Origin of the sequence: Micromonospora sp. WMMD964 (assembly GCF_029581455.1) — a bacterium.
Lineage (GTDB): Bacteria > Actinomycetota > Actinomycetes > Mycobacteriales > Micromonosporaceae > Micromonospora.
In genome coordinates, this window is the sequence record NZ_CP120860.1 from 2,215,702 (window position 1) to 2,241,034 (window position 25,333).

Annotated in this window: 27 protein-coding genes; 13 read left to right on the top strand and 14 right to left on the bottom strand. The window is 72.8% G+C overall.

Annotated features, from left to right (window positions below):
• Window positions 1-8: 8 nt before the first annotated feature.
• On the bottom strand, window positions 9-563 hold the full coding sequence (locus tag O7616_RS10390) for an NAD(P)H-dependent oxidoreductase (protein ID WP_282306595.1): 555 nt from the start codon (window positions 561-563) through the stop codon (window positions 9-11).
• Window positions 564-693: 130 nt separating this feature from the next.
• Here O7616_RS10390 and O7616_RS10395 point away from each other — a divergent pair, with 130 nt between their 5' ends.
• Complete coding sequence (locus O7616_RS10395; protein ID WP_282306596.1) at window positions 694-1,209, top strand: GNAT family N-acetyltransferase; 516 nt, start codon at window positions 694-696, stop codon at window positions 1,207-1,209.
• Window positions 1,210-1,233: 24 nt separating this feature from the next.
• Here the strand turns inward: O7616_RS10395 and O7616_RS10400 are convergent, their stop codons facing one another.
• Both O7616_RS10400 and O7616_RS10405 read right to left on the bottom strand, forming a co-directional pair.
• The gene (locus tag O7616_RS10400) at window positions 1,234-2,220 is read right to left on the bottom strand and encodes an aldo/keto reductase (RefSeq protein WP_282306597.1); all 987 of its coding nucleotides are present in this window, start codon (window positions 2,218-2,220) and stop codon (window positions 1,234-1,236) included.
• 75 nt (window positions 2,221-2,295) lie between these two features.
• The gene (locus O7616_RS10405; protein ID WP_282306598.1) at window positions 2,296-3,048 is read right to left on the bottom strand and encodes an SDR family oxidoreductase; all 753 of its coding nucleotides are present in this window, start codon (window positions 3,046-3,048) and stop codon (window positions 2,296-2,298) included.
• A 103-nt stretch (window positions 3,049-3,151) separates the two neighbouring features.
• Here O7616_RS10405 and O7616_RS10410 point away from each other — a divergent pair, with 103 nt between their 5' ends.
• The gene (locus O7616_RS10410) at window positions 3,152-3,991 is read left to right on the top strand and encodes a helix-turn-helix transcriptional regulator (RefSeq protein WP_282306599.1); all 840 of its coding nucleotides are present in this window, start codon (window positions 3,152-3,154) and stop codon (window positions 3,989-3,991) included.
• A gap of 111 nt (window positions 3,992-4,102) precedes the next feature.
• Here the strand turns inward: O7616_RS10410 and O7616_RS10415 are convergent, their stop codons facing one another.
• Together O7616_RS10415 and O7616_RS10420 are read right to left on the bottom strand one after the other, a co-directional pair.
• Window positions 4,103-4,957, bottom strand: a complete 855-nt coding sequence (locus tag O7616_RS10415; protein WP_282306600.1) for an aldo/keto reductase — start codon at window positions 4,955-4,957, stop codon at window positions 4,103-4,105.
• 97 nt (window positions 4,958-5,054) lie between these two features.
• Complete coding sequence (locus O7616_RS10420; RefSeq protein ID WP_282306601.1) at window positions 5,055-6,020, bottom strand: LysR family transcriptional regulator; 966 nt, start codon at window positions 6,018-6,020, stop codon at window positions 5,055-5,057.
• A gap of 52 nt (window positions 6,021-6,072) precedes the next feature.
• On the opposite strand from O7616_RS10420, the gene O7616_RS10425 reads away from it, so the two are divergent.
• The gene (locus O7616_RS10425) at window positions 6,073-6,987 is read left to right on the top strand and encodes a serine hydrolase (RefSeq protein ID WP_282306602.1); all 915 of its coding nucleotides are present in this window, start codon (window positions 6,073-6,075) and stop codon (window positions 6,985-6,987) included.
• A gap of 153 nt (window positions 6,988-7,140) precedes the next feature.
• On the top strand, window positions 7,141-8,118 hold the full coding sequence (locus O7616_RS10430) for an MBL fold metallo-hydrolase (RefSeq protein ID WP_282306603.1): 978 nt from the start codon (window positions 7,141-7,143) through the stop codon (window positions 8,116-8,118).
• Window positions 8,119-8,160: 42 nt separating this feature from the next.
• Here the strand turns inward: O7616_RS10430 and O7616_RS10435 are convergent, their stop codons facing one another.
• The 3 genes from O7616_RS10435 to O7616_RS10445 are packed head-to-tail and all read right to left on the bottom strand — an operon-like array spanning window position 8,161 to window position 10,555.
• On the bottom strand, window positions 8,161-8,703 hold the full coding sequence (locus tag O7616_RS10435; RefSeq protein WP_282306604.1) for a DUF1697 domain-containing protein: 543 nt from the start codon (window positions 8,701-8,703) through the stop codon (window positions 8,161-8,163).
• Between the two features lie 29 nt (window positions 8,704-8,732).
• On the bottom strand, window positions 8,733-9,401 hold the full coding sequence (locus O7616_RS10440) for a response regulator transcription factor (protein WP_282306605.1): 669 nt from the start codon (window positions 9,399-9,401) through the stop codon (window positions 8,733-8,735).
• Entirely contained in the window at window positions 9,398-10,555 is a 1,158-nt protein-coding gene (locus O7616_RS10445) for a sensor histidine kinase (protein ID WP_282306606.1), read from the bottom strand. The genes O7616_RS10440 and O7616_RS10445 overlap by 4 nt, the downstream gene beginning before the upstream one ends.
• 169 nt (window positions 10,556-10,724) lie before the next feature.
• Between O7616_RS10445 and O7616_RS10450 the strand changes: the two genes are divergently transcribed.
• Both O7616_RS10450 and O7616_RS10455 read left to right on the top strand, forming a co-directional pair.
• Complete coding sequence (locus tag O7616_RS10450) at window positions 10,725-11,474, top strand: ABC transporter ATP-binding protein (RefSeq protein WP_282306607.1); 750 nt, start codon at window positions 10,725-10,727, stop codon at window positions 11,472-11,474.
• Window positions 11,468-13,897, top strand: a complete 2,430-nt coding sequence (locus O7616_RS10455) for an FtsX-like permease family protein (RefSeq protein ID WP_282306608.1) — start codon at window positions 11,468-11,470, stop codon at window positions 13,895-13,897. Before O7616_RS10450 ends, O7616_RS10455 begins: the two co-directional genes overlap by 7 nt.
• A gap of 9 nt (window positions 13,898-13,906) precedes the next feature.
• Here the strand turns inward: O7616_RS10455 and O7616_RS10460 are convergent, their stop codons facing one another.
• From O7616_RS10460 to O7616_RS10475, 4 genes are read right to left on the bottom strand one after another with little or no spacing between them, the layout of a single operon-like run.
• A complete protein-coding gene (locus tag O7616_RS10460; RefSeq protein ID WP_282306609.1) occupies window positions 13,907-14,470 on the bottom strand; it encodes a heme-binding protein in 564 nt (187 codons plus the stop codon).
• A gap of 32 nt (window positions 14,471-14,502) precedes the next feature.
• Window positions 14,503-15,252 carry a hypothetical protein gene (locus O7616_RS10465; RefSeq protein ID WP_282306610.1) on the bottom strand — a complete coding sequence of 250 codons (750 nt, stop codon included), beginning with the start codon at window positions 15,250-15,252 and terminating at the stop codon, window positions 14,503-14,505.
• 2 nt (window positions 15,253-15,254) lie between these two features.
• A complete protein-coding gene (locus O7616_RS10470; protein ID WP_282306611.1) occupies window positions 15,255-16,049 on the bottom strand; it encodes an ABC transporter permease in 795 nt (264 codons plus the stop codon).
• Window positions 16,046-16,942 carry an ATP-binding cassette domain-containing protein gene (locus O7616_RS10475; protein ID WP_282306612.1) on the bottom strand — a complete coding sequence of 299 codons (897 nt, stop codon included), beginning with the start codon at window positions 16,940-16,942 and terminating at the stop codon, window positions 16,046-16,048. The genes O7616_RS10470 and O7616_RS10475 overlap by 4 nt, the downstream gene beginning before the upstream one ends.
• Before the next feature lie 132 nt (window positions 16,943-17,074).
• Here O7616_RS10475 and O7616_RS10480 point away from each other — a divergent pair, with 132 nt between their 5' ends.
• The 3 genes from O7616_RS10480 (at window position 17,075) to O7616_RS10490 (ending at window position 19,791) form a co-directional block, all read left to right on the top strand.
• A complete protein-coding gene (locus tag O7616_RS10480; protein WP_282306613.1) occupies window positions 17,075-18,325 on the top strand; it encodes a histidine kinase in 1,251 nt (416 codons plus the stop codon).
• Window positions 18,326-18,443: 118 nt separating this feature from the next.
• Window positions 18,444-19,118 (top strand): response regulator transcription factor, encoded by a 675-nt coding sequence (locus O7616_RS10485; RefSeq protein WP_282307584.1) that lies wholly within the window; start codon window positions 18,444-18,446, stop codon window positions 19,116-19,118.
• A 241-nt stretch (window positions 19,119-19,359) separates the two neighbouring features.
• Window positions 19,360-19,791 carry a hypothetical protein gene (locus O7616_RS10490; RefSeq protein ID WP_282262278.1) on the top strand — a complete coding sequence of 144 codons (432 nt, stop codon included), beginning with the start codon at window positions 19,360-19,362 and terminating at the stop codon, window positions 19,789-19,791.
• 97 nt (window positions 19,792-19,888) lie between these two features.
• On the opposite strand, the gene O7616_RS10495 is transcribed toward O7616_RS10490, so the two are convergent.
• Window positions 19,889-20,677, bottom strand: a complete 789-nt coding sequence (locus O7616_RS10495) for a D-Ala-D-Ala carboxypeptidase family metallohydrolase (protein WP_282306614.1) — start codon at window positions 20,675-20,677, stop codon at window positions 19,889-19,891.
• A gap of 304 nt (window positions 20,678-20,981) precedes the next feature.
• On the opposite strand from O7616_RS10495, the gene O7616_RS10500 reads away from it, so the two are divergent.
• Entirely contained in the window at window positions 20,982-21,620 is a 639-nt protein-coding gene (locus tag O7616_RS10500) for a hypothetical protein (protein ID WP_282306615.1), read from the top strand.
• Window positions 21,621-21,662: 42 nt separating this feature from the next.
• Window positions 21,663-22,127, top strand: a complete 465-nt coding sequence (locus tag O7616_RS10505; protein ID WP_282306616.1) for a PPOX class F420-dependent oxidoreductase — start codon at window positions 21,663-21,665, stop codon at window positions 22,125-22,127.
• Window positions 22,128-22,143: 16 nt separating this feature from the next.
• Here O7616_RS10505 and O7616_RS10510 read toward each other — a convergent pair whose 3' ends face one another.
• A complete protein-coding gene (locus tag O7616_RS10510) occupies window positions 22,144-23,376 on the bottom strand; it encodes a serine hydrolase domain-containing protein (RefSeq protein WP_282306617.1) in 1,233 nt (410 codons plus the stop codon).
• Window positions 23,377-23,474: 98 nt separating this feature from the next.
• Between O7616_RS10510 and O7616_RS10515 the strand changes: the two genes are divergently transcribed.
• Both O7616_RS10515 and O7616_RS10520 read left to right on the top strand, forming a co-directional pair.
• On the top strand, window positions 23,475-24,068 hold the full coding sequence (locus O7616_RS10515; protein ID WP_282306618.1) for a pentapeptide repeat-containing protein: 594 nt from the start codon (window positions 23,475-23,477) through the stop codon (window positions 24,066-24,068).
• 199 nt (window positions 24,069-24,267) lie between these two features.
• The gene (locus O7616_RS10520) at window positions 24,268-25,221 is read left to right on the top strand and encodes a hypothetical protein (RefSeq protein ID WP_282306619.1); all 954 of its coding nucleotides are present in this window, start codon (window positions 24,268-24,270) and stop codon (window positions 25,219-25,221) included.
• The last annotated feature ends 112 nt before the right edge of the window (window positions 25,222-25,333 follow it).

The following is a 25,333-nucleotide window of genomic DNA, read 5'->3' on the forward strand; positions in this document are numbered from 1 at the left end:
GGACGTGTTCAGGAGACGTAGGGCCGAGCCGCCCGGCCGTCGCGCAGCGCCAGACCCCACCAGCGGAGCTGGTCGATCAGGACGCCGGCGTCGCGGCGCAGCTCGTCGGTGCACTGCGGGGTCGGTTCCCCGGCGAGCAGGTCGATCCCGACGACGTCGCGCACCGTCATGGCGTGCAGCGCGGTGAAGACGGTGCGCAACTGGTCGACGGCGTGCAGGCCGGTGGACCGGCAGCCGTACGACACGAAGCCGACCGGTTTCGCCTGCCACTCGTCGTACGCGTAGTCGATGGCTTGTTTCAAGGGTGCCGGAAAACTGTGGTTGTACTCGGGGGTGACCACGACGAACGCGTCCGCCCGGCCCACCTCGTCGACGAACGCCCGGATGGACGCGGTCGGCTCGGCGGGGTAGCTGGCCGGGAAGTCGTAGTCGGTCAGGTCAACGACCGTCACCGTCAGGTCGTCGTGCCGCGTGACCTGGTCGACGAACCAGCCGGCGACCCGGTCGCCGGCCCGCCCCTCCCGGGTGCTGCCGACGATCACGGCGATCCGTAACTGTGTCATCGCCACCCCCTTCCACCGAGAAGGCGCGAGGTGACGGCCGGCCGCCCGCTAGATCCGATCTAGCGGCGCGTTTCGGGGTGGGATGTCACACGGGTCGGCTTGACTGGAGCCGACGAACAGGGGACGGGGAATGGCGCAGGTACGTATCGAACCGTGGCACGAGGACGACCTCGATCTGCTGCGGCAGCTCAACTCGCCGGACACCCGCAAGCACACCGGCGGCCCGGAGACCGACGAGCAGGTGCTCGCCCGGCACGACCGGTACGTGCACTTCTCCGGCACCGAGCAGGGTTGCATGTTCACGCTGGTGCTGCCGGACGGCGCGCGGGCGGGCAGCGTCGGCTACTGGGCCCGCGAGTGGCGCGAGCAACAGGTGTACGAGATGGGCTGGGCGGTGCTGCCCGCGTACCGGGGGAAGGGGCTGGCCACGGCGGCGGTGCGCGCGGTCGTCGACGTCGCTCGCGCCCGGCGGGACCGGCGCTACGCCCACGCCTACCCCTCGATCGACAATCCCGCCTCGAACGCGGTCTGCCGCAAGGCCGGTTTCACGTTGCTCGGCGAGACCGATTTCGAGTACCCGCCGGGGCGGATGATGCGCGTCAACGACTGGCAGCTCGACCTGACCGCCCCGCCGACCGGAAGCTGAGGTCGGCGGGGCGGCCGGTGACGGTCACCAGGTGGTGTCGAGGCGGTGTCGCTGCTCGGCGGTCAGCTCCAGGTCCACCGCCGCCAGGCTCTCCTCCAGTTGCGCCAGGGAGGAGGCGCCCACCAGCGGAATGGACGGCAGCTCGCCGCCGAGCAACCAGGCGAGCACCACCTGGTTGACGGTCGCACCGCACTGCCCGGCCACGTCCCGCAGCGCCTCCAGCCGCCGGGGCGCGCTCGGCAGGTCGTACGCCGAGCCGAGCGGCTTGTCGGGCCGGGTGTAGGCGCCCTTGAGCAGCGGCGAGTACGCCACCAGGGTCAGCTCGGGCTCGGCCCGCAGGTAGCTCAGCAGGTCACCACTGACACCGCCCGGCTCGCCGTCCGGGTCCAGGTCACTCGCCAGGTCCGTGCGGTTGGGCAGGTAGCTGCGGTGGTACTGGAGCACCTCGTACCCCGGTAGGCCGGCGGCGGCGGCCAACGCGCGGGCCCGTTCCACCCGCCAGGCACGGTGGTTGCTCGCGCCGAGCAGGCCCACAGTGCCCTCGGCGACCAGTTCGGCGAAGCCCTCCACGGTCTCCTGAAGCGGCACCGTGCGGTCCTCGATGTGCGCGTAGAGCAGGTCCAGCCGTTCCACACCGAGCCGGTCCCGGCTGCGCTCCGCGGACTCGCGGATCACCGTGGCGGACAGGCCCTCGGCGTTGTCCAGGTAACTGGTCCCGGGGGCCAGCGGTCGGGCGCCGAGCTTCGTGGCGATGACGATCTCGGCACCGACGCCCCGGCTGCGTCGCCACCGGCCCAGCAGATCTTCGCTCTGCCCGCCCTGCCCGCCGTCCACCCAGAACGCGTAGTTGTCGGACGTGTCGATGAACGTGCCACCGGCCTCGACGTACCGGTCGAGGATCGCGTACGAGGTGGCCTCGTCGGTGGCGCTGCCGAAGAGCATCGCGCCGAGGCTGAGGACGCTGACCTCGCGTCGGGTCGCCGGGTCGGTGCCGATCGTGCGGTACCGCATGGGGATCTCCTCTCGCGCGCCCTACCGGTGGGCGCACCGACCACCCTGCAGGCTGGAGCGCGCTCCAGGTCAAGCTCACCAGGGGAGTACGCCGTACCCACCGCCGGCGTCCATCTGGAAGCCCCAGAGCAGCCCGTTCGGCCCGTCGGCCGGCAGGGTCGCGAGGTGCACGCTCACCTCGGCGCCCTGCTCGGCGGTACGGAAGCCGCTGTTGCCGTTCAGGTCGGTGGCGCAGTAGCCCGGGTTCGCCGCGTTCACCTTGATCGGGGTGTCCCGCAGCTCCTTGGCGTACATCGCGGTGAGCATGTTCAGCGCCGATTTCGACGACGGGTACGGCACCGAGGTCAGCTCGAACAGCGCTCCGTCCGGGTCGGTCATCACGGTGATCGAGCCGACCTCGCTGGAGACGTTGACGATCCGTGCCGCCGGTGCCCGGCGGAGCAGCGGCAGCAGCGCGTTGGTCACCGCCACCACTCCGAAGACGTTGGTCTCGTACAGCCGACGCAGTGTCGCCACCGTCGTCTCGCTGGGCAGCCCCCGCGCACCGTCGGCGAGGACGATGCCCGCGTTGTTGACGAGTACGTCGAGTCGGCCGTGTTCCTCCTCCACCAGCTTCGCGACCGCTGTCACCGAATCGGCGTCGGTCACGTCGAGAGGCACGAACCGCGCGTCCGCGCCGCCGTCGCGCAGCTCCCGCTCCGCTGCGCGGCCCCGGTCGGCGTCCCGCGCGCCGACCAGCACCGTCATCCCCAGACCGCCGAGCCGGCGGGCGGTTGCCAGGCCGATTCCCTTGTTGGCCCCGGTGACCAGGGCGATCATGTTCGTCATGCCGTCGAGCCTGTATCGGCGGGCGGCCCGCCAGGAGAGACGGGCGGAGGCTGGGACCGGCGGTACCACCCTCGCGGGCGCCCGCCGGGGCATGCTGGACGGCATGACGAGCAGCCTGCGCCGTGCCGAACTGGCGGCGTTCCTGCGCACCCGTCGGGCCCGGCTGCGTCCGGCCGAGGTCGGGCTTCCCGAGGGTGAGCGCCGACGTACCCCCGGGCTACGCCGACAGGAGGTCGCCCAACTCGCCGGGATGTCGATCGACTACTACATCCGGCTGGAGCAGGGCCGGGGGCCACATCCGTCCCGGCAGGTGCTCGCGTCGATGGCCCGGGCGCTGCTGCTGAGCCGCGACGAGCGCGAGTACCTGTTCCGGCTCGCGGGGGAGAACCCTCCGCCGACCCGTGGGCCGAGCCGGGAGGTGCCGTCGGGCCTGCGGCACCTGCTCGACGCGATGACCGAGACCCCGGCGTACCTCGTCGACGCCGCGTACCACGTGCTGGCCTGGAACCGTCTGGCCACGTACTTCGTCGGGGATCTCGCGACAGTGCCCGACGCGGACCGGAACATGATTCGCTGGACGTTCCGGCAGCCGGCGACCGGCGGCCGTTGGAACGACGCCGAAACACTGCGGTTCGTCCGCGGCACGGTCGCGGACCTGCGGGCCGCCTACGGCCGCTACCCGGCCGATCCGGCGATCCGTGAGCTGGTCACCGAGCTGCTCGGCACGTCATCGCGGTTCGCCCAGCTCTGGGCCGAGCACGACGTGGCCGAACGTCGGCCCGTCGTGAAGCGGGTGCCGCACCCCGAGCTGGGGCCGTTGGAGTTCGAGTGCCGGGTGCTGCACGTGCAGGAGACCGACCAGCGGATGATCGTTTACGTCCCCGAGCCCGGCTCGGCGACCCAGGCGGCGTTTCGCCGGATCGCGGAGCGCGTCGACCTCTGAACGCCGCCGTCGGAGGCCGGAACCGCCACGAGCGATATACCTCAGAGTCATCTTTATGACTCTGAGGTATATCGCTCGTTGGGGCATGACCCGCCGGGTGGCGGGCCGGGGTCAGTTGGGCAGGTAGGCGAAGGTGTCCGGGTTCGGGCCCTGCCGCCCGGCCTCGCCCTGGTTCAGCCCGGTGATCCGCTCCATCGCGGTGTCGTCCAGCTCGAAGTCGAAGATCTTGGTGTTCTCCTCGATCCGCTTCGGGGTGGTCGACTTCGGGAAGATGATGTCGCCGCGCTGCACGTGCCAGCGCAGCACCACCTGCGCCGGGGTCCGGCCGAGCTGCTCGGCCAGGTCGACCACCGTCGGGTCGTCGAGCACCTTGCCCTGCGCGATCGGCGACCAGGCCTCGGTGAGGATGTTGTGCGCGCGACCGTAGGCGCGGACCTCGTCGTTCGTGAAGTACGGGTGCGCCTCGATCTGGTTCACCGCCGGCACGACGCTCGCCTCGTCCGCGAGCCGCTCCAGGTGCGAAACCTGGAAGTTCGACACGCCGATCGAGCGGGCCCGGCCGTCGCGCTGGAACTCCTCGAGCGTCTTCCACGTCGAGACGTAGTCGCCGTCGTAGAGGGTCGGCAGCGGCCAGTGGATGAGGAACAGGTCGATGTAGTCCATCTTCAGCGCCGCGAGCGTCGAGTCGAACGCCCGGCGGGCGTCGTCGGGGCGGTGGAAGGCGTTGCTCAGCTTGCTGGTCACGTAGACCGCGCCCCGGTCGAGGCCGGACATGCGTACCGCCTCGCCGACCTCGGCCTCGTTGCCGTACATCTCGGCGGTGTCGATGTGCCGGTAGCCCGTCTCCAGGGCGGTGGCCACCGCGGCGACGGTGTCCTTCGGCTCGATCTGGAACACCCCGAAGCCGAGCTGCGGAATGGTGGTGCCGTCGTTCAGGCTGATGTCGGGAATGGTGTTGGCCACCACGGCTCCTTCGCGTCATCGTCGTTGCCTGTCATCCATACCCGGGTGGCCTGTCGAATCACCGCCCAACGCGAGGTGACGAGCGCAACGTCGGAAGGGTTCACCCGGTCGTGTCGAAGAGCACCGGCCAGGGTCGTGCGGCCGGCGCCGACGTCCCGGCCGACGCGGGCGGCGCGGGCTCGGCGTCGGCCAGCACCTCGGCGGCGAGCTGCCCGAACATCGAGGCCGCCGGGTGCGCCGACCGGTCCGGCCAGGCCGCCGAGGTGCGCTTCGCCAGCGGCGCGTCGACGATCGGCCGCCAGGCGATCCGGGGCTCGCGGCGCGCCACCGCCGCCGGTTCCACGGCCACCCCGCCCCCGGCCAGCACCAGGCCGAACAGGAACTCCGGGTTACGGGCCGGGCGTACCCGGGCCGGTCGCCAACGGTGCTCTCGGCACACCGCCAGCAGGTGGTCGTGCCAGCCGGGCGCGGTGGCCCGGGGCGCGGCCACCAGGTCAAGACCGGCCAGCGACGCCAGGGTCACCTCCCGGTCGCGGGCCAGCGGCGAGGTGCGCGGCAGCAACACCCCCAGGGGTACGTCGACAGGGGCGCCGAAGCGCAGCCCGTCCGCCGCCACCGGGTGGTGCACGAGCCCCACGTCCAGGGTGCGCTCGGCGAGCATGCGGACCTGCTCGGCGGTGGTCAGCTCGTGCAACTCCACGTCCAGGCCGGGTGCCCGGGTGGTGAGCCCGTCCAGTAGCGCCCGCAGCGTCACGGCGGGTGTCTCCGGCGGCACCCCGGCCCGCAGTACGCCCAGCTCACCGGCGCGGATCTGCCCCATCAGGTTGCGCAGCCGACCCTCACCGGCGAGCAACTCCTCCGCCTCGCCGAGCAGCAGCTCACCGGCTGTGGTGAGGCGTACCTGGCGGCGGGACCTGTCGAACAGTTCGACGGCCAGCTCTCGTTCCAGGCGCTGGATCGACTGGCTCAGGGGCGGCTGGGCCATCCCGAGCTGCTCGGCGGCCCGCCCGAAGTGCAACTCGTGTGCGACGACCACGAAGTGCCGCAGGTGCCGGAGCAGGTCCACGGCCGGGACCCTACGCCAGCCCCGACGCCGGGCTGCTGGATAGCGTGCTGGCATGGACGTGGACGAAAGCATCGGGGCGATCTTCGCCGCCGCCGGGGTGACCGCCAGCCTGCACGCCGTGGACCTGGACGCCGTGGACCTCACCGCCACCGGTCCGACCGACGGTGTGCGGGAGGTCGGGGTACGGGCCGACGAGCAGGTGGTGATCGCCTCGATCTTCAAGATCCTGCTGGTGCTGGAGTTCGCCCGGCAGGTAGAGGCCGGTCAGCTCGACCCGACCGAACGGTTGCTGGTCACCGCCGCCGACCGGCTCGGCGGGTGGGGTCTGGCCGGTTGCACCGACGACGCCGAGGTGTCCCTGCGCGACCTCGCGTACTTCGCCATGTCGGTCAGCGACAACACGGCCGCCGACCTGCTGCTGCGTCGGGTCGGCGCGGACCTGCTCCCGATGCTCGCCGCCGAGCTGGGGCTGACCCGTACCCGCATCCGGGGTGGTCCCCGGGAGTTGGTCGAGCTGATGCTCGCCGACGTGGGCGCCCGTACCGAGGCGGACTTCGCCCGGATCTTCCCTACGGTGCCGGCGGACCGGGTCCGGGCGATGCGGGTCTTCGACCCCGAGCACACCACGTCCAGTACCGCCCGGGAGATCACCCGACTGCTCACGATGATCTGGCGGGACGAGGCCGGTCCGCCGGCCGCCTGCGCGATGGTCCGTACCTGGATGGCCCGGCAGCTCTTCTGGACCCGGTTGGCCGCCGGCTTCCCGCCCGGTGTGCGGGTCGCCGGGAAGACCGGCACCCTGCCCGGGCTGCACCTGGAGGCCGGGGTCGCGGAATACCCCGACGGCGGCCGGTACGCGATCGCCGTCTTCGCCAGTGCCGACGGGTTGGCGTCGCGCCGGATCGACGTGGACCTGGCGATGGGAGAGGCCGCCCGGACGGCTGTCGAGGCGTTGCGCGGCGACTGATTTCGCGCTCGCCGGAGGGGCGGCGCACCGCCACTGAACAGGCCCGATATGCGGCGGCGTATCGGATCCGGTGTCCTTTGATCTTGGACCGGACCGTGGTCGCGCTGGTTGGCTCGTGTCGACCAACCGCCCGATCACGGGGAGTAGAACCGCATGCCCAGTCTCGACCGCCGACGCTTCCTGCGCGACACCGCCGCCACCACCGCCCTGGTCACCACCGCCGGCCTCGCCGCCGGGTCGACCACCCCGGCCCAGGCGGCGTCGCCCGCCGCCGCGCCCGCCCCGACCGCCCGCCGCAAGGGCGTGGTCAGCTTCCGCTGGTGGGGTACGGCCGGCTGGCGCGTCGACATCGGCGACCGCACGGTCCTCGTCGACCCGTTCCTCAGCCGGATCGACACCGGGCTGTTCAGAGGAGCGTTCAACCCGGCGAAGGCGCTGACCGTGCGCACCGACGTGATCGATCCGCGCGTCGACCGGGCCACGACGGTGCTGGTCACGCACACCCACTGGGACCACTTCATGGATGTGCCGTACATCGCCAAGCGCACCGGCGCGCGGGTCTTCGGCACGCTGACCGCGTACCACCTGGGGTTGGCCTACGAGCTGCCGTCGACGCAGCTCAGCGCCGTGAAGGGTGGGGAGGTGCTGGACTTCGGCGACCACACCGTCGAGGTGGTCGGGTCGCTGCACAGCCGCAACGCGTCGTACTCGGTGGCCTTCCCGGGAGTGCGGGTGAGCCGGCCCCCGCAGCCGGAGACCATCGCGGACCTGCCGGAGGGCGACACGCTCGGCTACCTGCTGCGGGTCGACGGCGGCCCGTCGGTCTACTTCACCGGGGCCAGCGACGTCGCCGAGCGCAACCTCACCGGGCTCGCGCCCGACGTGGCGATGGTGGCCATGCAGAGCGCCACCACGACCGGCGACTACCTGCCCCGCCTGCTGGCCGGGCTGGACTACCCGAAGGTCGTGGTGCCGGTGCACTACGACAACTTCGAGACGGAGCTGAAGAACCCGCCACCGGTCGCCGAGACCGACCGCACCCGGTTGAACGAGATGATCGCGGCGATCCGCCGGATCTCGCCGCGCAGCCGGGTGCTGGTGCCCGAGTACGAGACCGCGTACCACTTCTGAGCAGCGCCGGTGGGGGTCGCCGGCCCGCGGCCCCCACCGGGGTCAGCCGGCGGCCAGCTCGGCCAGGGCCCGCACCGACTTCCAGTTGCGGGTGGTCGCCGCCACGCCGAGTCTCTTCTCCAGGTACGCGTTGGTGAACTTCGACCGGCCGTAACCGCCGTCGACGTAGTGCAGGTAGAGCTCCCGGCCGGTCACCGTGAACGACACGTTCTCCCCACCGGGCACGGTCAGCGCGTCCACCGTGGACGACGCGGGCGGCGTCGCCAGGAAGGCGACCAGCAGCCTCGTGGGGTCGTTCTCCCGGTCGGCGTACGGGTTGCCGCCGGCGATCGCCGCCAGCTCCCGGCCGCTGCGCACCAGCACCGGCACCGGCAACGCCAGCTCGTCGGTGAGCGCCCGCGTGATCCCGGCGGCCAACTTCTCCGCGTCGCGCACCGTGCTGTTGAAGGCGACGTTGCCGCTCTGCAGGTACGTCGTGACGTCCCCGTGGCCGAGGTCGGTGACGATCCGGCGCAGGTCGGCCATCGCCAGCCGGGTGGCGCCGCCGACGTTGACCCCGCGCAGCAGGGCGACGTAACGGGTCATCCAGTCCTCCTCGGGTGGGGCCAACCGGCTCAGCGTAGGCCGCCCGGCCCCACCAGGCCCGTTTCGTAGGCGACGATGACCAGTTGCGCGCGGTCCCGGACCCCGAGCTTGGTCAGCAGCCGCCCGACGTGGGTCTTGACCGTGGCCTGGCTGAGGTTGAGGTGCGTGGCCAACTCCGTGTTGGACAGGCCCCGGGCGATCAACGCGAGCACCTCCCGTTCCCGTTCCGTCACCCCGTCCAGTCGACGGGGCAGCGGCCGGGCCGGCTCGGGTCGCCGGGCGAACTCGTCGATCAACCGGCGGGTCACCGTCGGCGCGAGCAGCCCCTCACCGGCGGCGACCACCCGGATGCCGGTCAGCAGGTCCGCCGGTGGGGTGTCCTTGAGCAGGAAACCGCTGGCACCGGCGCGCAGCGCGCCGTAGACGTACTCGTCCAGGTCGAACGTGGTCAGGATGATGACCCGGGTGCCGGCGGTCGCCGGGTCGGCGCAGATCCGCCGGGTCGCCTCGATGCCGTCCATCTCCGGCATCCGCACGTCCATCAGCACCACGTCCGGCCGGTGCTGACCGGTCAACGCGACGGCCTCCACGCCGGTGCCCGCCTCACCGACCGTGGTGCAGTCCGGGGCGAGGTCGACGAGCAGCCGGAAGCTGCCGCGCAGCAGCGCCTGGTCGTCGGCGATCAGCACCCGGATCACGCGGCCACCCGGTACGGCAGGCTGGCCGTCACCGCGAAACCGCCGTCCGAGCGTGGCCCGGCGCGGAACTCTCCACCGTGCAACGCCACCCGTTCCCGCATGCCGATCAACCCGTGCCCCTCCCCGCCGGTCAGGAACGGACGTCGACCGTCGTCGGTCACCTCGACCCGTACCTCGCCGGACGTGACGATCACCGTAGCCCGGCAGGCGGCCGGGGCCGCGTGCTTCACCACGTTGGTCACCGCCTCCTGCACGATCCGGTACACCGCCAGGCCCACCGATTCCGGGACCGCGCCGCCCGGGGCCTCCCGCCGGACGTCGAGCCGTACGTCGACACCGCCGATCGCCGCCTGCCGGGCCAGCGCGGGCAGCTCGTCCAGCCCGGGTGTCGGGGCGTACGAGGTGTCCTCGCGCAGTACGCCGAGCACCCGACGGACGTCGGCCAGGGCGTTGCGACCGGTCTCCTCGATCACCCGCAGGGCGGCGCCCGCCTCGCGGGGGTCCGCCTCGGCGACGTGGTTGGCGACGGCCGCCTTGACCACGATGAGGCTCAGCGTGTGGGCGACGACGTCGTGCAGCTCGCGCGCCACCCGCAGTCGTTCCTCCGCCGTGGCCTGACGGACCAGGTTGTCACTCTGCCGAGCGGCCAGGGCCCGTCGTTCCCGGACCAGCCACCCGATCACCCAGGCGGGCGCGATCATGACGACCGCGTAGACGACCCCACCGGCACGGGACCAGAGATCACCCGCCGTCAGCACCAGGGCGACGCTCACCAGCGCGAGGCAACCCGCCGCGCCGAGGATCGAACGGCGGGTGGGCGTCGACACCGCGACCGTGTAGAAGGACAGGCCGATGGCGAGGGCCGGCGCGGCGGCGGCGAAGTTCGGGATCACCCCGGTGACCAGGGCGACGGTGGCGACGGCGCTGATCACGGCGGCCACTGTCATCGGCCACCGGCGGCGTACGGCCAGCGGCAGCCCGAGGGCCATCCCGACGAGGACGGACACCCAGAACGGCTCGCGTACGCCGCCGTGCAGCGGTGACTCCAGTGCCGCGTACGGGCAGAGCAGCCCGCCGACCGCCACGGCCAGCAGGGCGTCCACGATGTACAGGTCCACCGGCCGTAGCCGACGGGTCAGCAGGGGAGGGGTCACCTGCCCGACGGTATCGACCGCCCGACCGGTCCGCGTCCACCCACGGGTGGTCATCCCCGGGGACGACGTACCGACGGTTGCGGGCCTCCGACTCCACCCGGAGGAGGGGCGGAAACCGACCGCGTCGGCACGACGCGCGGCACCCGCTCGGACCGGCACTGTGGCGGTCATGACCACACACACGGTGACCCTGACGGGGCTGCGCGCGGTGTACGGCACCGGAACCCGGCGGGTGACGGCGCTCGACGGCGTGACGACAGGCTTCGCGAGTGGGACGTTCACGGCGGTGATGGGCCCCTCCGGGTCGGGGAAATCCACCCTGCTGCACTGCGCGGCGGGGTTGGACAGCCCGACCGAGGGGACCGTCACGATCGACGGCGTCCGCCTCGACCAACTCGGCGAGGACGAGGTGACCCGACTGCGGCGCGACCGGATCGGGTTCGTGTTCCAGGCGTTCAACCTGGTGTCCACGCTGACCGCCGCGCAGAACGTCGAGTTGCCGTTGCGGCTGGCCGGACGCCGCCCACCGGCCGGGGACGTCACCGCCGCCCTCGACGCCGTGGGGCTGGCCGACCGGGCCGGGCACCGGCCGAGTGAGCTGTCCGGCGGTGAGCAGCAGCGCGTCGCCGTGGCCCGAGCGTTGATCACCCGTCCGGCGGTGGTCTTCGCCGACGAGCCGACCGGGGCGCTGGACAGCACCGCCTCCCGGCAGGTGCTCCGGCTGCTGCGGGGGCTCGTCGACGACCACGGCCAGACCGTCGTGATGGTGACCCACGACCCCACCGCCGCCGCGTACGCCGATCGGGTCCTCCTGCTCGCCGACGGCCGCGTCGTCGACGAGTTGGACGGCGAGATCTCCGCGGCGGTCGTCGCCGCGCGGATCGCCGAGCGGGAGACGGCCGGGGGGCGGTCATGCTGACCATCCGACGGTCGACGAGCGCGTTCGTGGCCGTCGCCATCGGGGTCGCGCTGGTCGCGGCGGCCACCCTGCTGCTCGCCTCCGGACGCCCGCAGGTGCCGGACCGGCTGGCGCGGGCCGCAGTGGTCGTGCAGAGCCCCGAAGCGGGCGCGGCGGCCGACCAGTTCGTGCCGACCCGGCCGTGGTCAGCCGGTACGGCGGCGGGACTCGTCGGGCGGCTGGCCGCTCTGCCGGGCGTCGTGGCGGCGGTGCCGGACCGGACCTTCTACGCCCAGCCGCTCGTCGACGGCCGACCCTCCGCCGTCGACACCCGGCGGGAGGACGCGTACCAGGGGCACGGGTGGTCCAGCGCCCGGCTGGGTGGGTTGCGCCTCACCACCGGCGAGCCGCCGGGCAGGCCCGGCGAGGTGGTCGTCGACAGCGCGCTCGGACTGCGTACCGGCGCCCCGGTCACCCTGCTGACCGCGGCGGGCCCGGAGGCGTACACCGTCACCGGTCTGGTCGACGGGCCCGGCGTGCACGTCGCGGACGAGGTCGCCGCCGCGCTCGCGCCCGGCGTCCGGGCCATCGGGCTGGTCCTCGCGCCGGGGGCCGACCCCGAGCGGGTCGCCGCGTCGGCTCGCGGGGTCGTCGGCGGCGACGGACGGGTGCTGACCGGCGACGCGCGCAGCGCATTGGAGCCGCGCGCCGACGCCCGGACCCGGTGGATCGGCATGCAGGTGCTCACCGCCACGGCGGCCCTCGCCGGCTTCGTCACGGTGTTCGTCGTCTCCTCCACCTTCGCGTTCACCATCGCGCAGCGCCGCCGCGAGTTGGGTCTCCTGCGCGCCGTCGGCGCCACCGGACGGCAGGTCCGCCGCCTGGTGTACGCCGAGGCGCTCGTCGTCGGCGTCAGCGCCGGGCTGGTCGGTCTGCTGGTCGGCGCGGCGCTCGCCCCGGTGCTGGGTCGGCTGCTCGTGGACTTCGGCTACGAGCCGGCCACCTTCCGGGTCGGGTACGCCACCTGGCCGATCGCGCTGTCGCTCGCCGCCGGGCCGGTGATCGCGTTGTCGGCGGTCTGGTCGGCGTCGCGTCGGGCGGCGCGGGTCCGCCCGTTGGAGGCGTTGCGTGAGGCCGCGGTCGAGCAGCGGCCGATCGGGCGCGCCCGGGTCGCCACCGGAGCGCTCCTCGTCGCGGCGGGGATCGCCCTGGGCGTCGGGACGGCGACCGCCGACGAGGCCCGCGTGGCGGCGTCCTACGCCCTGTACGCGGTGATGGCGCTGGTGGCCGGTGCCACAGTGCTCGCCCCGGCGGTGGTCGGGCCGGTGGTACGGCTGCTGCGTTCCCCGGTGCGACGGCGCGGTGGCGCGATCGGGATGCTGGTCCGGGGCGGCGCGTTGACGGCCACCCGGCGCACCGCCTCGATCGCCGCGCCGGTGCTGCTCACCGTCGCCTTCGCGGTGTTGGTGTCCGGGATGGTGCGGACCACCAGCGCCGCGTACGCGGCAGGTCGGGCGGACAACGTGAACGCCGGCTGGATCGTCGTACCGGATCGGGCGCCCGGTCTGTCGGACGCGGCTGTCGCCGCGACCGGAGGCACCGCCCTGCTCCCGACGACGGTCTTCCGCACCGACCCCGGGAAACTGCCGGAGAACCGGCCGCTGACCGCGCTCGGCGTGGACCCGGCGGGCTTCGCCGCCGCGAACCGGGTGCTCACCGTCGTCGCCGGTTCCCTGGACGACCTGCGCGGCGACGACACGGTGGTGGTCACCGCCTCGGCGAACCTGCGGCCGTCCGAGCCGTACCCGGTGGTCTTCGCCGACGGGACGGTGGTGTCGTTGCGGGTCGTCGCCGTCGTCACCGACGACTCGCTCCCGGGCGACCTGCTCGTGCCCCGGGCCGTGGTGCGGACGCACGACCCGTCGGCGTTGACCTCCACGGTGTACGTCCGGGACCGGATCGCCGCGCCGGTCGGCGCGCGGACCGTCGACGTCGCCACCTGGGCGGCCGAGGCGGACGCCGCCGAGGACCGCCTGGTCTGGCTGTTCACGGTGCTGCTGATCGGTGTGTCGGCCGGCTACGGTGCCATCGCGGTGGCCAACACGTTGCTGCTGGCCGCCGCCGGCCGGGTCGCGGACCTGCGGCTGATCCGGTTGGCCGGGGCGACCCGGCGGCAGGTCGTCTGGCTGGTCACGGCCGAGGCCGCCCTGGTGGTGCTGATCGGCGCGCTGCTCGGTGGCGCGGTCGCATTCGTCGGTCTGCTCAGCATCCGCGCCGGCCTGGCCGAGCAGGTGGGTACGTCAGTCGACCTGGTGGTGCCGTGGTCGGTGATCGCCGGTGTGGTGGGGCTGTGTCTGCTGCTCGCCGTGCTGGCCAGCGTGCTGCCGACGTGGCGGTCACTGCGTCACCGCCCCGCGCGGACCCCGGTCGGCGTCGTCGGATGACCGGCCCGCTTACTCGGCGACCGGCAGCACGACCTCGTTGCGGCGCAGGAACCACGGCTTCCACGGCAGGTCGAAGCGTGCGTAGCGGACGGCGCCGGTGGGCTGCAGCCCGGCCGCGGTCACCGACCGGCCGAGCATGGTGGCCCGCTGACCGAACGTCTTCTCCGTCCACCGCCCGGAGAAGCGCATCGCCGCCGCCAGTTGCGCCGCAACCTCGCGGATCCGCACCCGGGCGTCCACCGGCTCGGGCGCGGTCGCCGCGGTGCAGGCAGCCGGCAGGACGAACTGGATCAGGTACGCGCCCGGCCGCTCGCCCTCGACCTGGACCACCGGCACGGTCATGGCGATCTTCTGCGGGCCGCCGGCCGCCGACGTCGTCGGCTCGGGGGCACCGACCGGGTGTCGGGCCCGGTTCGCGCCGCCGAGGTAGGCGGCCAGCGGCCGGAACGCCTCGATCGGCGCCCGGGTGAACGAGGACTGGACCTGCATCTCGGCCACCAGGTGGGCGGGATACCGACGCAGCTCGAACCCGGGGTGGCGGGACACCACCCGGTACGGCTGCTGTTCGGTCATCGTGCGGCTCCCACTGTCTGCTGGAACCGACGCTACCGTCCGTCCGGCTCCCGCTCGGCCGAAGTCGACTGCTCCGGCCGAGCGGGCACCGCCCGACCGGTCAGCCGCCAGTACTGCCGCTTGCCCTCGTCGCGCAGCACCACCCCGAGCAGGCCCAACTCCCGGCGCAACTCCCGGGCGTCGTCGCGGCGGTCCCGCTCGATCGCCCGTTCGCGGGCCCGCAGCAGCGCCTCCGCGCCGGCCGGCAGCCCGGGCAGGTCGGGCACCCACAGCCGGTACGCCGACCGGTGCGGGTCGTCGTCCGCCCAACCCCAGCCGTGTGCCCGGAATGCCGCCGCCAGTTGCCTGGCCGAATGGTCAGTCGGCTCCCGGACCAGTTCCGCGCCGTCGCCGTCGAGCAGCACCAGGTGCTTGTCGGCGAGGAAGACCACCCGGGTGTCGGTCCGGGCGACGGCCCGTTCCTGGTCGGAACGGCGTAACCGGACCTGCCCCGGGTCGACGGTGACGATCAGCCGTTCGGCGGTGCCGATCCCGGCGATGACCAGGCCGGCGACGACGCCCACCGCGACGGTGCCGGCGGTGGCCTGCGGCTCGGGCAGCCGGTCCAACCACGCGATCAGGTCGCCGAACGGCACCCAGGGCAGCCGGTCGAGCCAGCCCGTCGCCGCGGCGAGGAGCCACCCGGCGCCCGCGCCGAGCAGCGGGAAGCCACCCCACAGGACCGCCAGCTCCAGCGGGCCGCCGCTGACCACGGTGCGGGGTCGGTAATCGGCCGTGTCCATGGTCAGGACACCTCGCGGCGCAGCGTCCGGAACAGGCCGGCGGCCAGCGGGAGAACCATCCAGACCAGCAGGGAGACAGCTACCCGCCCCCACTGCTCGCCGGTGACGGCGTCGCTGCCGAACAACGGTTCCATGGTCTTGCTGGTGTCCAACCACTCGGACGGGCCGCGCAGCGGCTTGACCATTTCGCCGAGCACCCCCCACAGGGTGGGCAACAGCAGGTAGCCGACGATCGCCAGCGGCGGGTTGAGCAGCAGCAGACCGAAGGCGGCGCCCATCAACACGCTGGTGACCTGGAGGATCGCCGCGTTCAGGACCAGCGACCAATCGAACTGCCAGGTGCCCGCCCCGCCGATGGCGGACGCCACGAGTGTGCCGACGGCGGCGACGGCGAGGCTGGCCAGCACCGAGGCGAGCGCGGTGAGCGTCACGGCGATCAGCTTCGCGACCACCACCCGCTCCCGGCGGGGCACCAGGGCGTATGTGGTGAGGGCGGTGCGCTGCGACCACTCGCTGGTGATCGACAGGATGCCGAGCACCGGCAGCAGCACCGACACCGGCAGCAGCGAGGTGACGAAGAAGGTGAAGAAGGTCTGCTCGGAGTCCTCGGCGTAGATCAGCAGGAGGGTGACGATCGCGACGACGACCAGGCCGATGGTGATCAGCAGCCAACGGCCGGCCCGGGTGTCGACGAGCTTGCGCAGCTCCACACCGGTGAGCCGGAGCAGCGACGGGCGGCGTACCGGGGCACGGTGCTGGGGTGCGACGGCGGGTGCGGGCGCTGCGGTGGTGGTCATCGGACGGCCTCCTTGGTGGATTCGCCGGCGGTCAGGGTGAGGAAGAGCTGTTCGAGGCCACCGCCGCCGGCGGGGCGCAGCTCGGCCAACGCGACGCCGGCGTCGGCGGCGGCCTGGCCGACCGCCTCGGCGTCGGCCTGCACGAGCAGCCCGTCGGGGCTGTCGGCCGCGGTCAGACCCGCCGTCTCCAGCGCCCGGCGCAACGCCGCGCCGTCGCGGGCCCGGACCACCGTGCCGCCACTCGCCAGCAGCTCGTTCTTGTCGCCCTGGGCCACGATCCGGCCGCCCCCGATCACCACCAGCCGGTCCGCGACGGCCTCCACCTCGCGCAGCAGGTGGGAGGAGAGCAGCACGGTGCCGCCCCGGTCGGCGAAGTCGCGCAGCAGGCCGCGCATCCAGAAGATCCCCTCCGGGTCCAGGCCGTTGGCCGGCTCGTCGAGGATCAACACCCGGGGGTCGCCGAGCATCGCCTGCGCCAGCCCGAGCCGCTGCCGCATGCCCAACGAGTACGCCCGGACGCGCCGCTTCGCGGCCACCGCGTTCAACCCGACCAGGTCGAGCTTCGCGGCGACCTCGCGCTTGTCCAGACCCATGGTGTACGCGGACAGCGTCAACGCCTCGCGGCCGGTGCGCCCGGCGTGCTGGGCGGAGGCGTCCAGCAGCACGCCCACCTCCCGCCCCGGGTTGGGCAGCTCCCGGTACGGGTGCCCGGAGACGGTGGCGCGACCGGCTGTCGGTGCGGTGAGCCCGCAGATCATCCGCATGGTTGTCGACTTGCCGGCGCCGTTCGGGCCGAGGAAACCGGTGACGGTGCCCGGCTCGCACCGGAACGACACGTCGTCCACGGCCGGGTGTGGCCCGTATCGCTTGGTGAGGTTCTCTACGACGATCATGTCGCCGAGCGTGCCGGGGCCGCCCGGCCATCCGCTGCGGCCACCGGTCGGTGCCGCGTCGACCTTGGTCGACTGGCGGGTCTCGACTTTGGTAGCTGGTCGTGTCGCCCGTCGGCTGCCTAGCATGGCCTGGTGACCAGCCTCGCCGTCCCGGAGCACCCCTGGCTGTTGCCCGGGGCGCTGGCCGTGCCGGCTGACCCTGGGCGTCGGCGTCCGCGCCGCACCACCCGGGACTGGGTGGTGGACGGCCTCGCGTTCCTGATCGGGCTGCTCTGGGTGGGGTTCGCCACCGCCGACGCCCTGTCGCCCGCCCCGGAGATGGCGCTCCCGCTGCCGCACGACTGGATGCTCAGCGTCGACACGGTGCTCGGGCTGATCTGCTGCGGGCTGCTCTGGGTGCGTCGGCGGTGGCCCCTCGGGCTGGCGGTGGCCACCCTGCCGCTGAGCATGTTCTCGATGGCCGCCGCCATCCCGCTGCTGATCTTCTACTTCACCGTGGTGGTGCATCGCCGGACCGCCGTCGCGATCGCGGTCACCGGCGCCGGGCTCGTCACCAACCTGGTCTTCAGTTGGGCACGTCCGGATCCGGCGATGTCGTACTGGCTCACCGTGACCTGGGGTGTGGTGATCACTCTCGCCGTGTTGGCCTGGGGGATGTTCGTCCGGGCCCGCCGGCAGTTGATCGTGTCGCTACGGGAGCGGGCCGAACGGGCCGAGGCGGAGCAGCAGCTTCGGGTCGCCCAGGCCCGCCACCTCGAACGCACCCGGATCGCCCGGGAGATGCACGACGTGCTCGCCCACCGGATCTCGCTGCTCAGCCTGCACGCCGGTGCGCTGGAGTTCCGCCCGGACGCGCCGGCCGACGAGGTGGCCCGCGCCGCCGGGGTGATCCGGGGCAGCGCCCACGCCGCCCTGCAGGACCTGCGCGAGGTCATCGGGGTGCTCCGGGCCGAGGGCGGTGGCGACGACGCGCCGGAGCCTCCCCAGCCGACCCTCGCCGACCTGCCGGCCCTGATCGCCGAGTCGCGGTCGGCCGGGGTACGGGTCAACGTCAGCGACAGCGTCGCCGAGCCGGGGGAGGTGCCGGCGGCGCTGGGCCGGGCCGCGTACCGGATCGTGCAGGAGGGGTTGACCAACGCCCGCAAGCACGCGGCCGGTGCGGCGGTCACCGTGGACGTGGCCGGCGGGCCGGGCGCCGGCCTGACCGTGGCGATCGGCAACCGGTGGCCGGTCGGAGCGCCGGCCGGCGGCACCCTGCCGGGTGCGGGCACCGGCCTCGTCGGGATCAGCGAACGGGTCACCCTGGCCGGCGGCAGGCTCGCCTACGGCCGGGACGACAGCGGCGACTTCCGGCTGGCGGCCTGGCTGCCGTGGCCGGCGTGACCGGCCTGCTCCTCCCGGCCGGTGAGCGGTGACCGGCCCGTCCGGTGCGGCCGGGCCTTCCGGTGTGACCGTGCCGTCCGGTGCGGCTGGGCCTTCCGGTGTGGCCGGGCCGGAATCGGTGGTGCCGTCGGTGCGCGTGCTGATCGTGGACGACGATGCGCTGGTCCGGGCCGGGCTCTCGATGATCCTCGGCGGCCTGCCGGACCTGACAGTGGTCGGTGAGGCGGCCGATGGTGGTGAGGTGCCCGCAGCCGTCGCCGCGTACGCCCCGGACGTGGTGCTGATGGACATCCGGATGCCCCGGGTGGACGGGCTGACCGCCACCGAGGCGCTGCGCGCCCAGCCACACCCGCCGGAGGTGCTGGTGCTGACCACGTTCGACGCCGACGAGCAGGTGCTACGGGCGCTGCGCGCCGGGGCGGCCGGTTTCCTGCTCAAGGACACCCCGCCGGCGGAGATCGTGCACGCCGTGCGCCGGGTGGCGGCCGGAGAGGCGACGCTCTCCCCGACGGTCACCCGGACGCTGATCGCGCACGTGACCGCCGCTGTTCCCGGCGCGGTCGGGCCCGACCCGCGCCGGGAGCGGGCGGTGCGGTTGCTCGCCGGGCTCAGCGAGCGGGAGCGGCAGGTGGCTGTCGCATTGGGGCGGGGCCACACCAACGCGGAGATCGCCGGGGAGCTGTTCATGAGTGTGGCGACGGTCAAGGCGTACGTATCCCGGCTGTTGACCCGCCTGGACCTCAACAACCGGGTCCAGGTGGCCCTGCTCGTCCACGACGCCGGCCTCGTCTGACGCAGGCCGGTCGATCGACTCGGCTTCGTCGAAGTCGCGGTGTCCCGCCGTGGAGATGCCCCGACATCAAGGAATCCGATTCGGTACCAGGATTGAACTTTCGTCCGACGTCTCCCGTACCAATGGCCGAGGATGTCGGTGCGGTGAGTCCGCCGTACCGCTGCCGAGCTGCGGGAGGCCTGCCGTGCGAGTTGGTGAGCAGTCGACGGATCCCATCGACCAGGTACTGGGTGAGGTGCCAATGCCGGCACCACTGACCCCGGAGGATGTTCGGCTCGCGGTCCGGGCGGTGGTCGTACACACCGCTGAGGAGTGGCCCACCGGGCCGCTGTGCCGCAACGACGGTGCCTCCTACCCGTGCCGCCTGCACCGGTGGGGGCGGCGCGTGTTGGAGGCGCACGGGCTCAACGAGCGGCAGATCGAGGCGTTGATCCGGCACGGCAACCCGTTCGTGCACGTACCCTTCCCGTTCACGGCGACCGGGCCGTCCCCGGCGCGTCCCGCCGGTAGCCGGCCGCCGACGACCGGCTACCCGGCCCCGGCCGGGCGTACCGGCGGGTTGCCGGCGCGGCAGCAGGCCGCGCGGGCCGTGCCTCCGGGTGTACGGCCCACCGCTGCCGGCCGGCCGGTGACTGCCCCCGTCACCGCGCCGCGCTGGCCCCGGGCGAGCTGAGCGCTACCCCTCCGCTCGCGGACCCGAGGCCGACACGACGTCGGCCCGACGCGGAGATTCCCCTCCGCGTCGGGCCGGCGTCGCTCCGACCGTCGGCTCAGTCGTTGCCGGCTCCGATGCCGCAGTCCGGCGCGGACCAACTCGTCGTGTTCGAGCTGCGGTCGCTGTTGTTCTCCCGACGCGAGTCGACGTGCACGTGGTCGTCGTGGTCGGGGTAGCCCGGCCCGTAGATCCCGCTGAACCCGTTGTCACGGGCGGTACGGGCGACCTGGCACAGCGACGACGTCCGTGAGGTGACGTCGGCCGCGTTGCCGTAGAGGTGCTGGCTGTCCGACGCGCCGCCGACCTGGTTGTTGCAGGCGCGACTGCGGAAGCCGCTGGACACGTAGAGCGGCTTGTCGCCGAGGCTCTTGCGGAGCGCCTCCAACTTCCACATCGTGCGCAGCGCGTTCTGCTTGGTCTGCGCCGCGGACAGCGGGCCGCCACTCCATCCGCTGCCGCCGCAGCCGTTGTCCATCTCGCCGTAGCTGAAGTGCGCGGGTGTGCAGTCGTTGTCCTGGAGCTGGTACAGCTTGGCGTAGGTCTGCGGGCCGGCGATGCCGTCGGCGCGCAACCCGTACGCCTGCTGGAACCGTTTGACCGCGGCGGCGGTCTTCGGCCCGTAGCGGCCGTCGTTCTCCACGATGTCCCGGTAGCCGGCCCACCCGGCGACGCGGATCTGCAACTGGCGGACGTCGTCGCCGGAGCGCCCCTGGCTCAGGGTGCGGTTCCACGTGTAGCAGCCGTCCGCGTGTGCCGCCGGGGCGGCTACCACCGCGGCGATCGCTGCCCCGGGCAGTGCCAGGGCGAATGCGATGGCAGCACGCTTCAAGGTGTTTACGCGCACAGAAGTCCTCCCGATAGGAGAGCGATTGGGGTGGCTACGGGGCATCGACCAAGAAGTCCCGCGATTTCCACCCTGACACTGATCGAGGAGGTTGGAGGCGATTAACGAGAATCGTCCTCACAAACCATCGCTCCTGGGTATCGGCTGTGAATTCGACTGATTTGCGAAACAGCCATTCACCGCCGATCGGCGCTGTTGCGGCCAACCGCACCGAACGTCGCAATCAGCCACACCGAGGGTGATGTTCCCTGGCCCGTGGTGGCCGGTAACGTCAGCTCCGGGCGGCGGACTGGCGGAGGTGCACGTGGCACGCGGTGGCGTCTTCTGTGTCGAGGGTCAATGGCACCGCGACCTCAACGAGCGGGGCTCCGTGCTGCCCACCCTCGAGCTGCTGGAGCGGCTGGGCAAGATCCGCTTCATCCACAAGGACGCCGCGACCCGGGACGAGCTGTTCTACTTCCTGGACCGCTGGCTGCTCAAGCAGTACGCAGACCACCGGGTCGGCTTCTTCGCCATGCACGGCGAGCCGAGCCGGCTCTGCCTCACCGACTGGCAGTCCGTGGAGCTGAACGAGGTCGCCGACCTGATGGCCGGCCGTGCCGAGGGCCGCCGGCTCTACTTCGGCAGCTGCTCCGTCCTGCGCGCCTCCGACGCCGTGCTGCGCGAATTCCTTGAGGTCACCGGAGCCGCCCTGATCTGCGGTTTCACCCGGGAGGTCGACTGGGTCGAATCGGCGGCCTTCGAGACCGTCCTCCTCGACGTGCTCGCCAACGGCCAGCGACACAATGCCGCCGAGCTGCGGATGGGATCCGCCCACTGGGCGCCGCTGGCGTCGTACCTCGGCTTCCGGGTGATCTACGCCAACGGGCGGGCCTGGCGCCCGTCCGGCCGCCCCCGGGTGCCCACCCAGGCGACGCACCGCTCGACCGCCCGACCTCGCTGACCCGCCGCCGCTGCCGCCCGCGCGCCCTGGTAGGAACGAGGAATGGCGCGCAGCATCGCACGGAACACCCGGGTCGACCGGGACGACCTGCTCGACTTCCTCCGGACGCGACACCGCGTCGTGTTGATGACCATCCGAGCCGACGGGCGTCCGCAGTCCTCCCCCGTCTCCGCCGGCGTCGACGGGCAGGGCCGGCTGGTCGTCTCGACCTACCCGGAGCGGGCCAAGGTGACCAACATCCGCCGCGACCCGCGGGTGTCGGCGTGCGTGCTCAGCGACGACTGGAACGGCCCCTGGGTCCAGATCGACGGCACCGCCGAGGTGCTCGACCTGCCCGAGGCGCTGGAGCCGCTGGTCGACTACTTTCGCAGCATCTCCGGCGAGCACCCGGACTGGGACGACTACCGGGCGGCGATGGTGCGCCAGGGGAAGTCGCTGATCCGGGTCACCATCGACGCGTGGGGCCCGATCGCCACCGGAGGCTTCCCCGCGCGCCTCGCCGACTGACCGGCAGTCGCGGCCGTCAGTCGGTCAGCGCCGCGTAGACGAGCTGGCGCAGCTGTGAGCGGAGCGGGTAGGTGCTCGACGGCATCAGCTGGGTGAACAGCAGCGCGGTGATCTCCTCGGCCGGGTCCACCCAGAACGCGGTGCTGGCCACCCCACCCCAGTAGTACTCGCCGACGCTGCTCGGCACCCGGCTGGGGATCGGGTCCTCGACGACGGCGAAGCCGAGGCCGAAGCCGATCCCGTCCAGTGTCGTCTCGGCGAAGCCGCCGGTGGACAGGGTGCCCAGGTCCTGCCCGCCGGGCAGGTGGTTACGGGTCATGAACCGCACCGTGCGGGGCCCGAGCAGGCGGACCCCGTCCAGTTCACCGCCGCGCAGCAGGAGTTGGGTGAAGCGGTGGTAGTCGGCGGCGCTGGAGATCAGACCGCCTCCACCGGACAGCAGGGCGGGCTTGCGGAACGCGAGTGCGCCGAGGCTGTCGTAGCGGACGGCCTTCCCGCTACGCGGGTCCGGTACGTAGAGCGCGGCCATCCGGTCGGCCTCGTCGCCGTCCACCCACCAACGGGTGTCGGTCATGCCCAGCGGGCCGAAGATCCGGTCGGTGAAGAACGCGTCGAGGCTCTGCCCGGAGATCACCTCGACGAGCCGACCGAGCACGTCGGTGGCGACCGAGTAGCCCCAGGCGGAACCGGGCTGGAACAGCAGCGGCAGCTCGCCGAAGACCGCGCAGGCACCGGCCAGGTCGACGTCCGCCGGCGGGTACAGGTCGTAGCCGGCGGCCCGGTACAGGCCGTCGACCACCGAGGTCTGCATGAAGCCGTACGTCAGGCCGGCCGTGTGGGTGAGCAGGTGCCAGACCCGGATCGGCTCGGTCGCCGGCACCGTGTACGGCTTGAGCACCGACCCCTTGGAGTAGACCCGCAGATCGGCGAACTCGGGGAGCCAGCGGCTGATCTCGTCGGTCAGCTCGAACCGGCCCTCCTCCCAGAGCATCATCGCCGCGACCGAGGTGACCGGCTTGGTCATCGAGTAGATCCGCCAGAGCGTGTCCGCCTCGACCGGCGCGCCCGACTCCCGGTCCCGCAGCCCGCACGTCGAGGAGTGCGCCACCTCGCCGCGGCGGGTGACCACGACCTGCCAGCCGGCCAGTCGGCCGTCGTCCACGTACCGGCCGAAGTGCTCGTCGATCCGCGCCAACCGCGCCGGGTCGAAACCGATCTGATCCGGGTCCTTGCCTCGGGCCACACTCACGCCGCCGAACCTACTCGCCGGTACGGCCGGACCGGAAGGGGGGCCGACACCTGTCGGGCCGGCAGCCGATCGTCGCCGGTGACCACTAGCCTGGCCGGATGCCGGAGTTGACCGAGGACGTGACCTTCCGCAACGAGGACTGGTACGCCGAGGAGTTGACCGACCGGCACTTCGTGGGTTGCGAGTTCTTCGACGTCGACCTGACCGAGGCGGTGAGCCGGGGAGCGGTCTTCACCGGGTGCACGTTCGGCAACGTCCGGTTCAACGCGTCCCGACATGTCGACTCGGCCTTCACCCGTTGCGTCTTCCGCCGGTGCAACTTCTTCGAGGCCGAGTTCACCGGCTGCAAACTGGTCGGCAGCACCTTCGCCGAGTGTGACCTGCGCCCGTTGACAGTCGACGGCGGTGACTGGTCGTTCGTGGCGTTGCCCGGTGCCGACCTGCGGGGCGTCCGGCTGACCGGGGTGCGGATGCGGGAGGTGGACCTGACCCGCGCCAACCTGACCGGCGCCACCGTCACCGGCGTCGACCTGTCCGGCGCGCAACTGCTCAACATGCGGCTCGGCGGGGCCGACCTGCGGGGCAGTGATCTCACCGCGCTCGACCCGACGGTGGTCGAACGGGCCGGCGCCATCGTCGACGTCGAGCAGGCCGTCGTCATCGCGCAGTCGCTCGGTTTCCGGATCGGCTGACCCGGGCGGCGCTCGTGGCCTGCCCAAGTGCCCACCCGCGCGGGAATGGTCAGGTGGCATCGCCGGGATGCGGGCTGGACACGTCCGGCAGTCCGGATCTAGCGTGTCGTCCACACCGGTACGAACGCGAAACGGCCCACAGTGGACGGTGTGATTCGCTGTCGTCGGCGGCGGCCGGGTGGTGGAGTTGGAGGGGTCGGTGGCGGACGAAGACCGCACGCGGACTGATTCGGGTGCTGGGGACGCATCGGCGAAGCACCGCCCGGGTGCCGCCGCCTCCGGGCAGACCCGCACCGCGTCGCGCCGGGTCGCCCGTGCCCGACAGCGCCGCCGGTGGGCCGTGGAGGGGGTCGCCGCACTCGCCTGCCTGGCGGCGTTGATCTCGTACCTCGGCATCCGGTCGGACCCGGCGCCCGACGACGACCAGGCGGCTCGACCGGACGGTGTGACCGGGGTCGCCGCCCGTTCTCCCGGTTTCCCGGCCACCGACGGGCGCACCGCTGACGCGGGGGTGGCGGAGCCCGGCCTGCGTCCGCGCCAGCGTCCGCCCTCGCCGGACCCGACACCGTCGGCGACCGCCCCGGCCCCGCCGCCGCCGGCACAGCAGCCGCCGGTGCTGTCGGTGACCCGGGCCGAGATGCCCGCCGAGGTCAACCTCACCGCCGTGGGCACCCGGGACTGGATGCACTGGGGGCAGCGCGGGGCCAACTCGTCGGTCCGCAAACGTGCGGGCTCCGGCGAGATCGTCGACGAGGGCGGTGCCGGCACCCGGGTCGCCTGGGACGGCAACCAGGAGCACGTCAGGTGGTCCGACGGCTCGTCGCAGCGGTCGGCGCGGGACAGCGCCGACGGTGTCTACACCTGCGGTGCCGGCAACGGGTTCTCCCTGTCGGTGGCCGGCAGCGGTGAGCCGCGCACGGTTCAGCTCTACGGCGGCACCTGGATGGCCCGGGGGCGTCTGGAGGCGCGGCTGTCCACCGGCGGGCCGGCCAGCAGCGCGGTGCTGGAGGACCCGTACACGAGCAAGAGCGCCCAGTTCACCGTCACGTTCACCGTGCCGAAGGGCGCCCGACTGCTGCTGACCTGGAAAGTCGAGAAGGTCTTCACTCCGCACTGCGGCAACGTCGGTCTCCAGGCCGTGGCGGTGCGCTGACCGGCCGATCGCTGCGCGGCCGCACAGCGGGGACAGTTTGTCCGTCGCCGACCGTCGACCAGGCCGTAGCTTTCTGCTGTCCCCATCCAACCATCCAGTGTGGAGGCAGTGG

Coding starts and splice junctions, on each gene's coding strand:
- O7616_RS10390 (WP_282306595.1), bottom strand. CDS start 563: ATGACACAGTTACGGATCGCCGTGATCGTCGGCAGCACCCGGGAGGGG.
- O7616_RS10395 (WP_282306596.1), top strand. CDS start 694: ATGGCGCAGGTACGTATCGAACCGTGGCACGAGGACGACCTCGATCTG.
- O7616_RS10400 (WP_282306597.1), bottom strand. CDS start 2,220: ATGCGGTACCGCACGATCGGCACCGACCCGGCGACCCGACGCGAGGTC.
- O7616_RS10405 (WP_282306598.1), bottom strand. CDS start 3,048: ATGACGAACATGATCGCCCTGGTCACCGGGGCCAACAAGGGAATCGGC.
- O7616_RS10410 (WP_282306599.1), top strand. CDS start 3,152: ATGACGAGCAGCCTGCGCCGTGCCGAACTGGCGGCGTTCCTGCGCACC.
- O7616_RS10425 (WP_282306602.1), top strand. CDS start 6,073: ATGGACGTGGACGAAAGCATCGGGGCGATCTTCGCCGCCGCCGGGGTG.
- O7616_RS10430 (WP_282306603.1), top strand. CDS start 7,141: ATGCCCAGTCTCGACCGCCGACGCTTCCTGCGCGACACCGCCGCCACC.
- O7616_RS10435 (WP_282306604.1), bottom strand. CDS start 8,703: ATGACCCGTTACGTCGCCCTGCTGCGCGGGGTCAACGTCGGCGGCGCC.
- O7616_RS10450 (WP_282306607.1), top strand. CDS start 10,725: ATGACCACACACACGGTGACCCTGACGGGGCTGCGCGCGGTGTACGGC.
- O7616_RS10455 (WP_282306608.1), top strand. CDS start 11,468: ATGCTGACCATCCGACGGTCGACGAGCGCGTTCGTGGCCGTCGCCATC.
- O7616_RS10460 (WP_282306609.1), bottom strand. CDS start 14,470: ATGACCGAACAGCAGCCGTACCGGGTGGTGTCCCGCCACCCCGGGTTC.
- O7616_RS10465 (WP_282306610.1), bottom strand. CDS start 15,252: ATGGACACGGCCGATTACCGACCCCGCACCGTGGTCAGCGGCGGCCCG.
- O7616_RS10470 (WP_282306611.1), bottom strand. CDS start 16,049: ATGACCACCACCGCAGCGCCCGCACCCGCCGTCGCACCCCAGCACCGT.
- O7616_RS10475 (WP_282306612.1), bottom strand. CDS start 16,942: ATGATCGTCGTAGAGAACCTCACCAAGCGATACGGGCCACACCCGGCC.
- O7616_RS10490 (WP_282262278.1), top strand. CDS start 19,360: ATGCCGGCACCACTGACCCCGGAGGATGTTCGGCTCGCGGTCCGGGCG.
- O7616_RS10505 (WP_282306616.1), top strand. CDS start 21,663: ATGGCGCGCAGCATCGCACGGAACACCCGGGTCGACCGGGACGACCTG.
- O7616_RS10515 (WP_282306618.1), top strand. CDS start 23,475: ATGCCGGAGTTGACCGAGGACGTGACCTTCCGCAACGAGGACTGGTAC.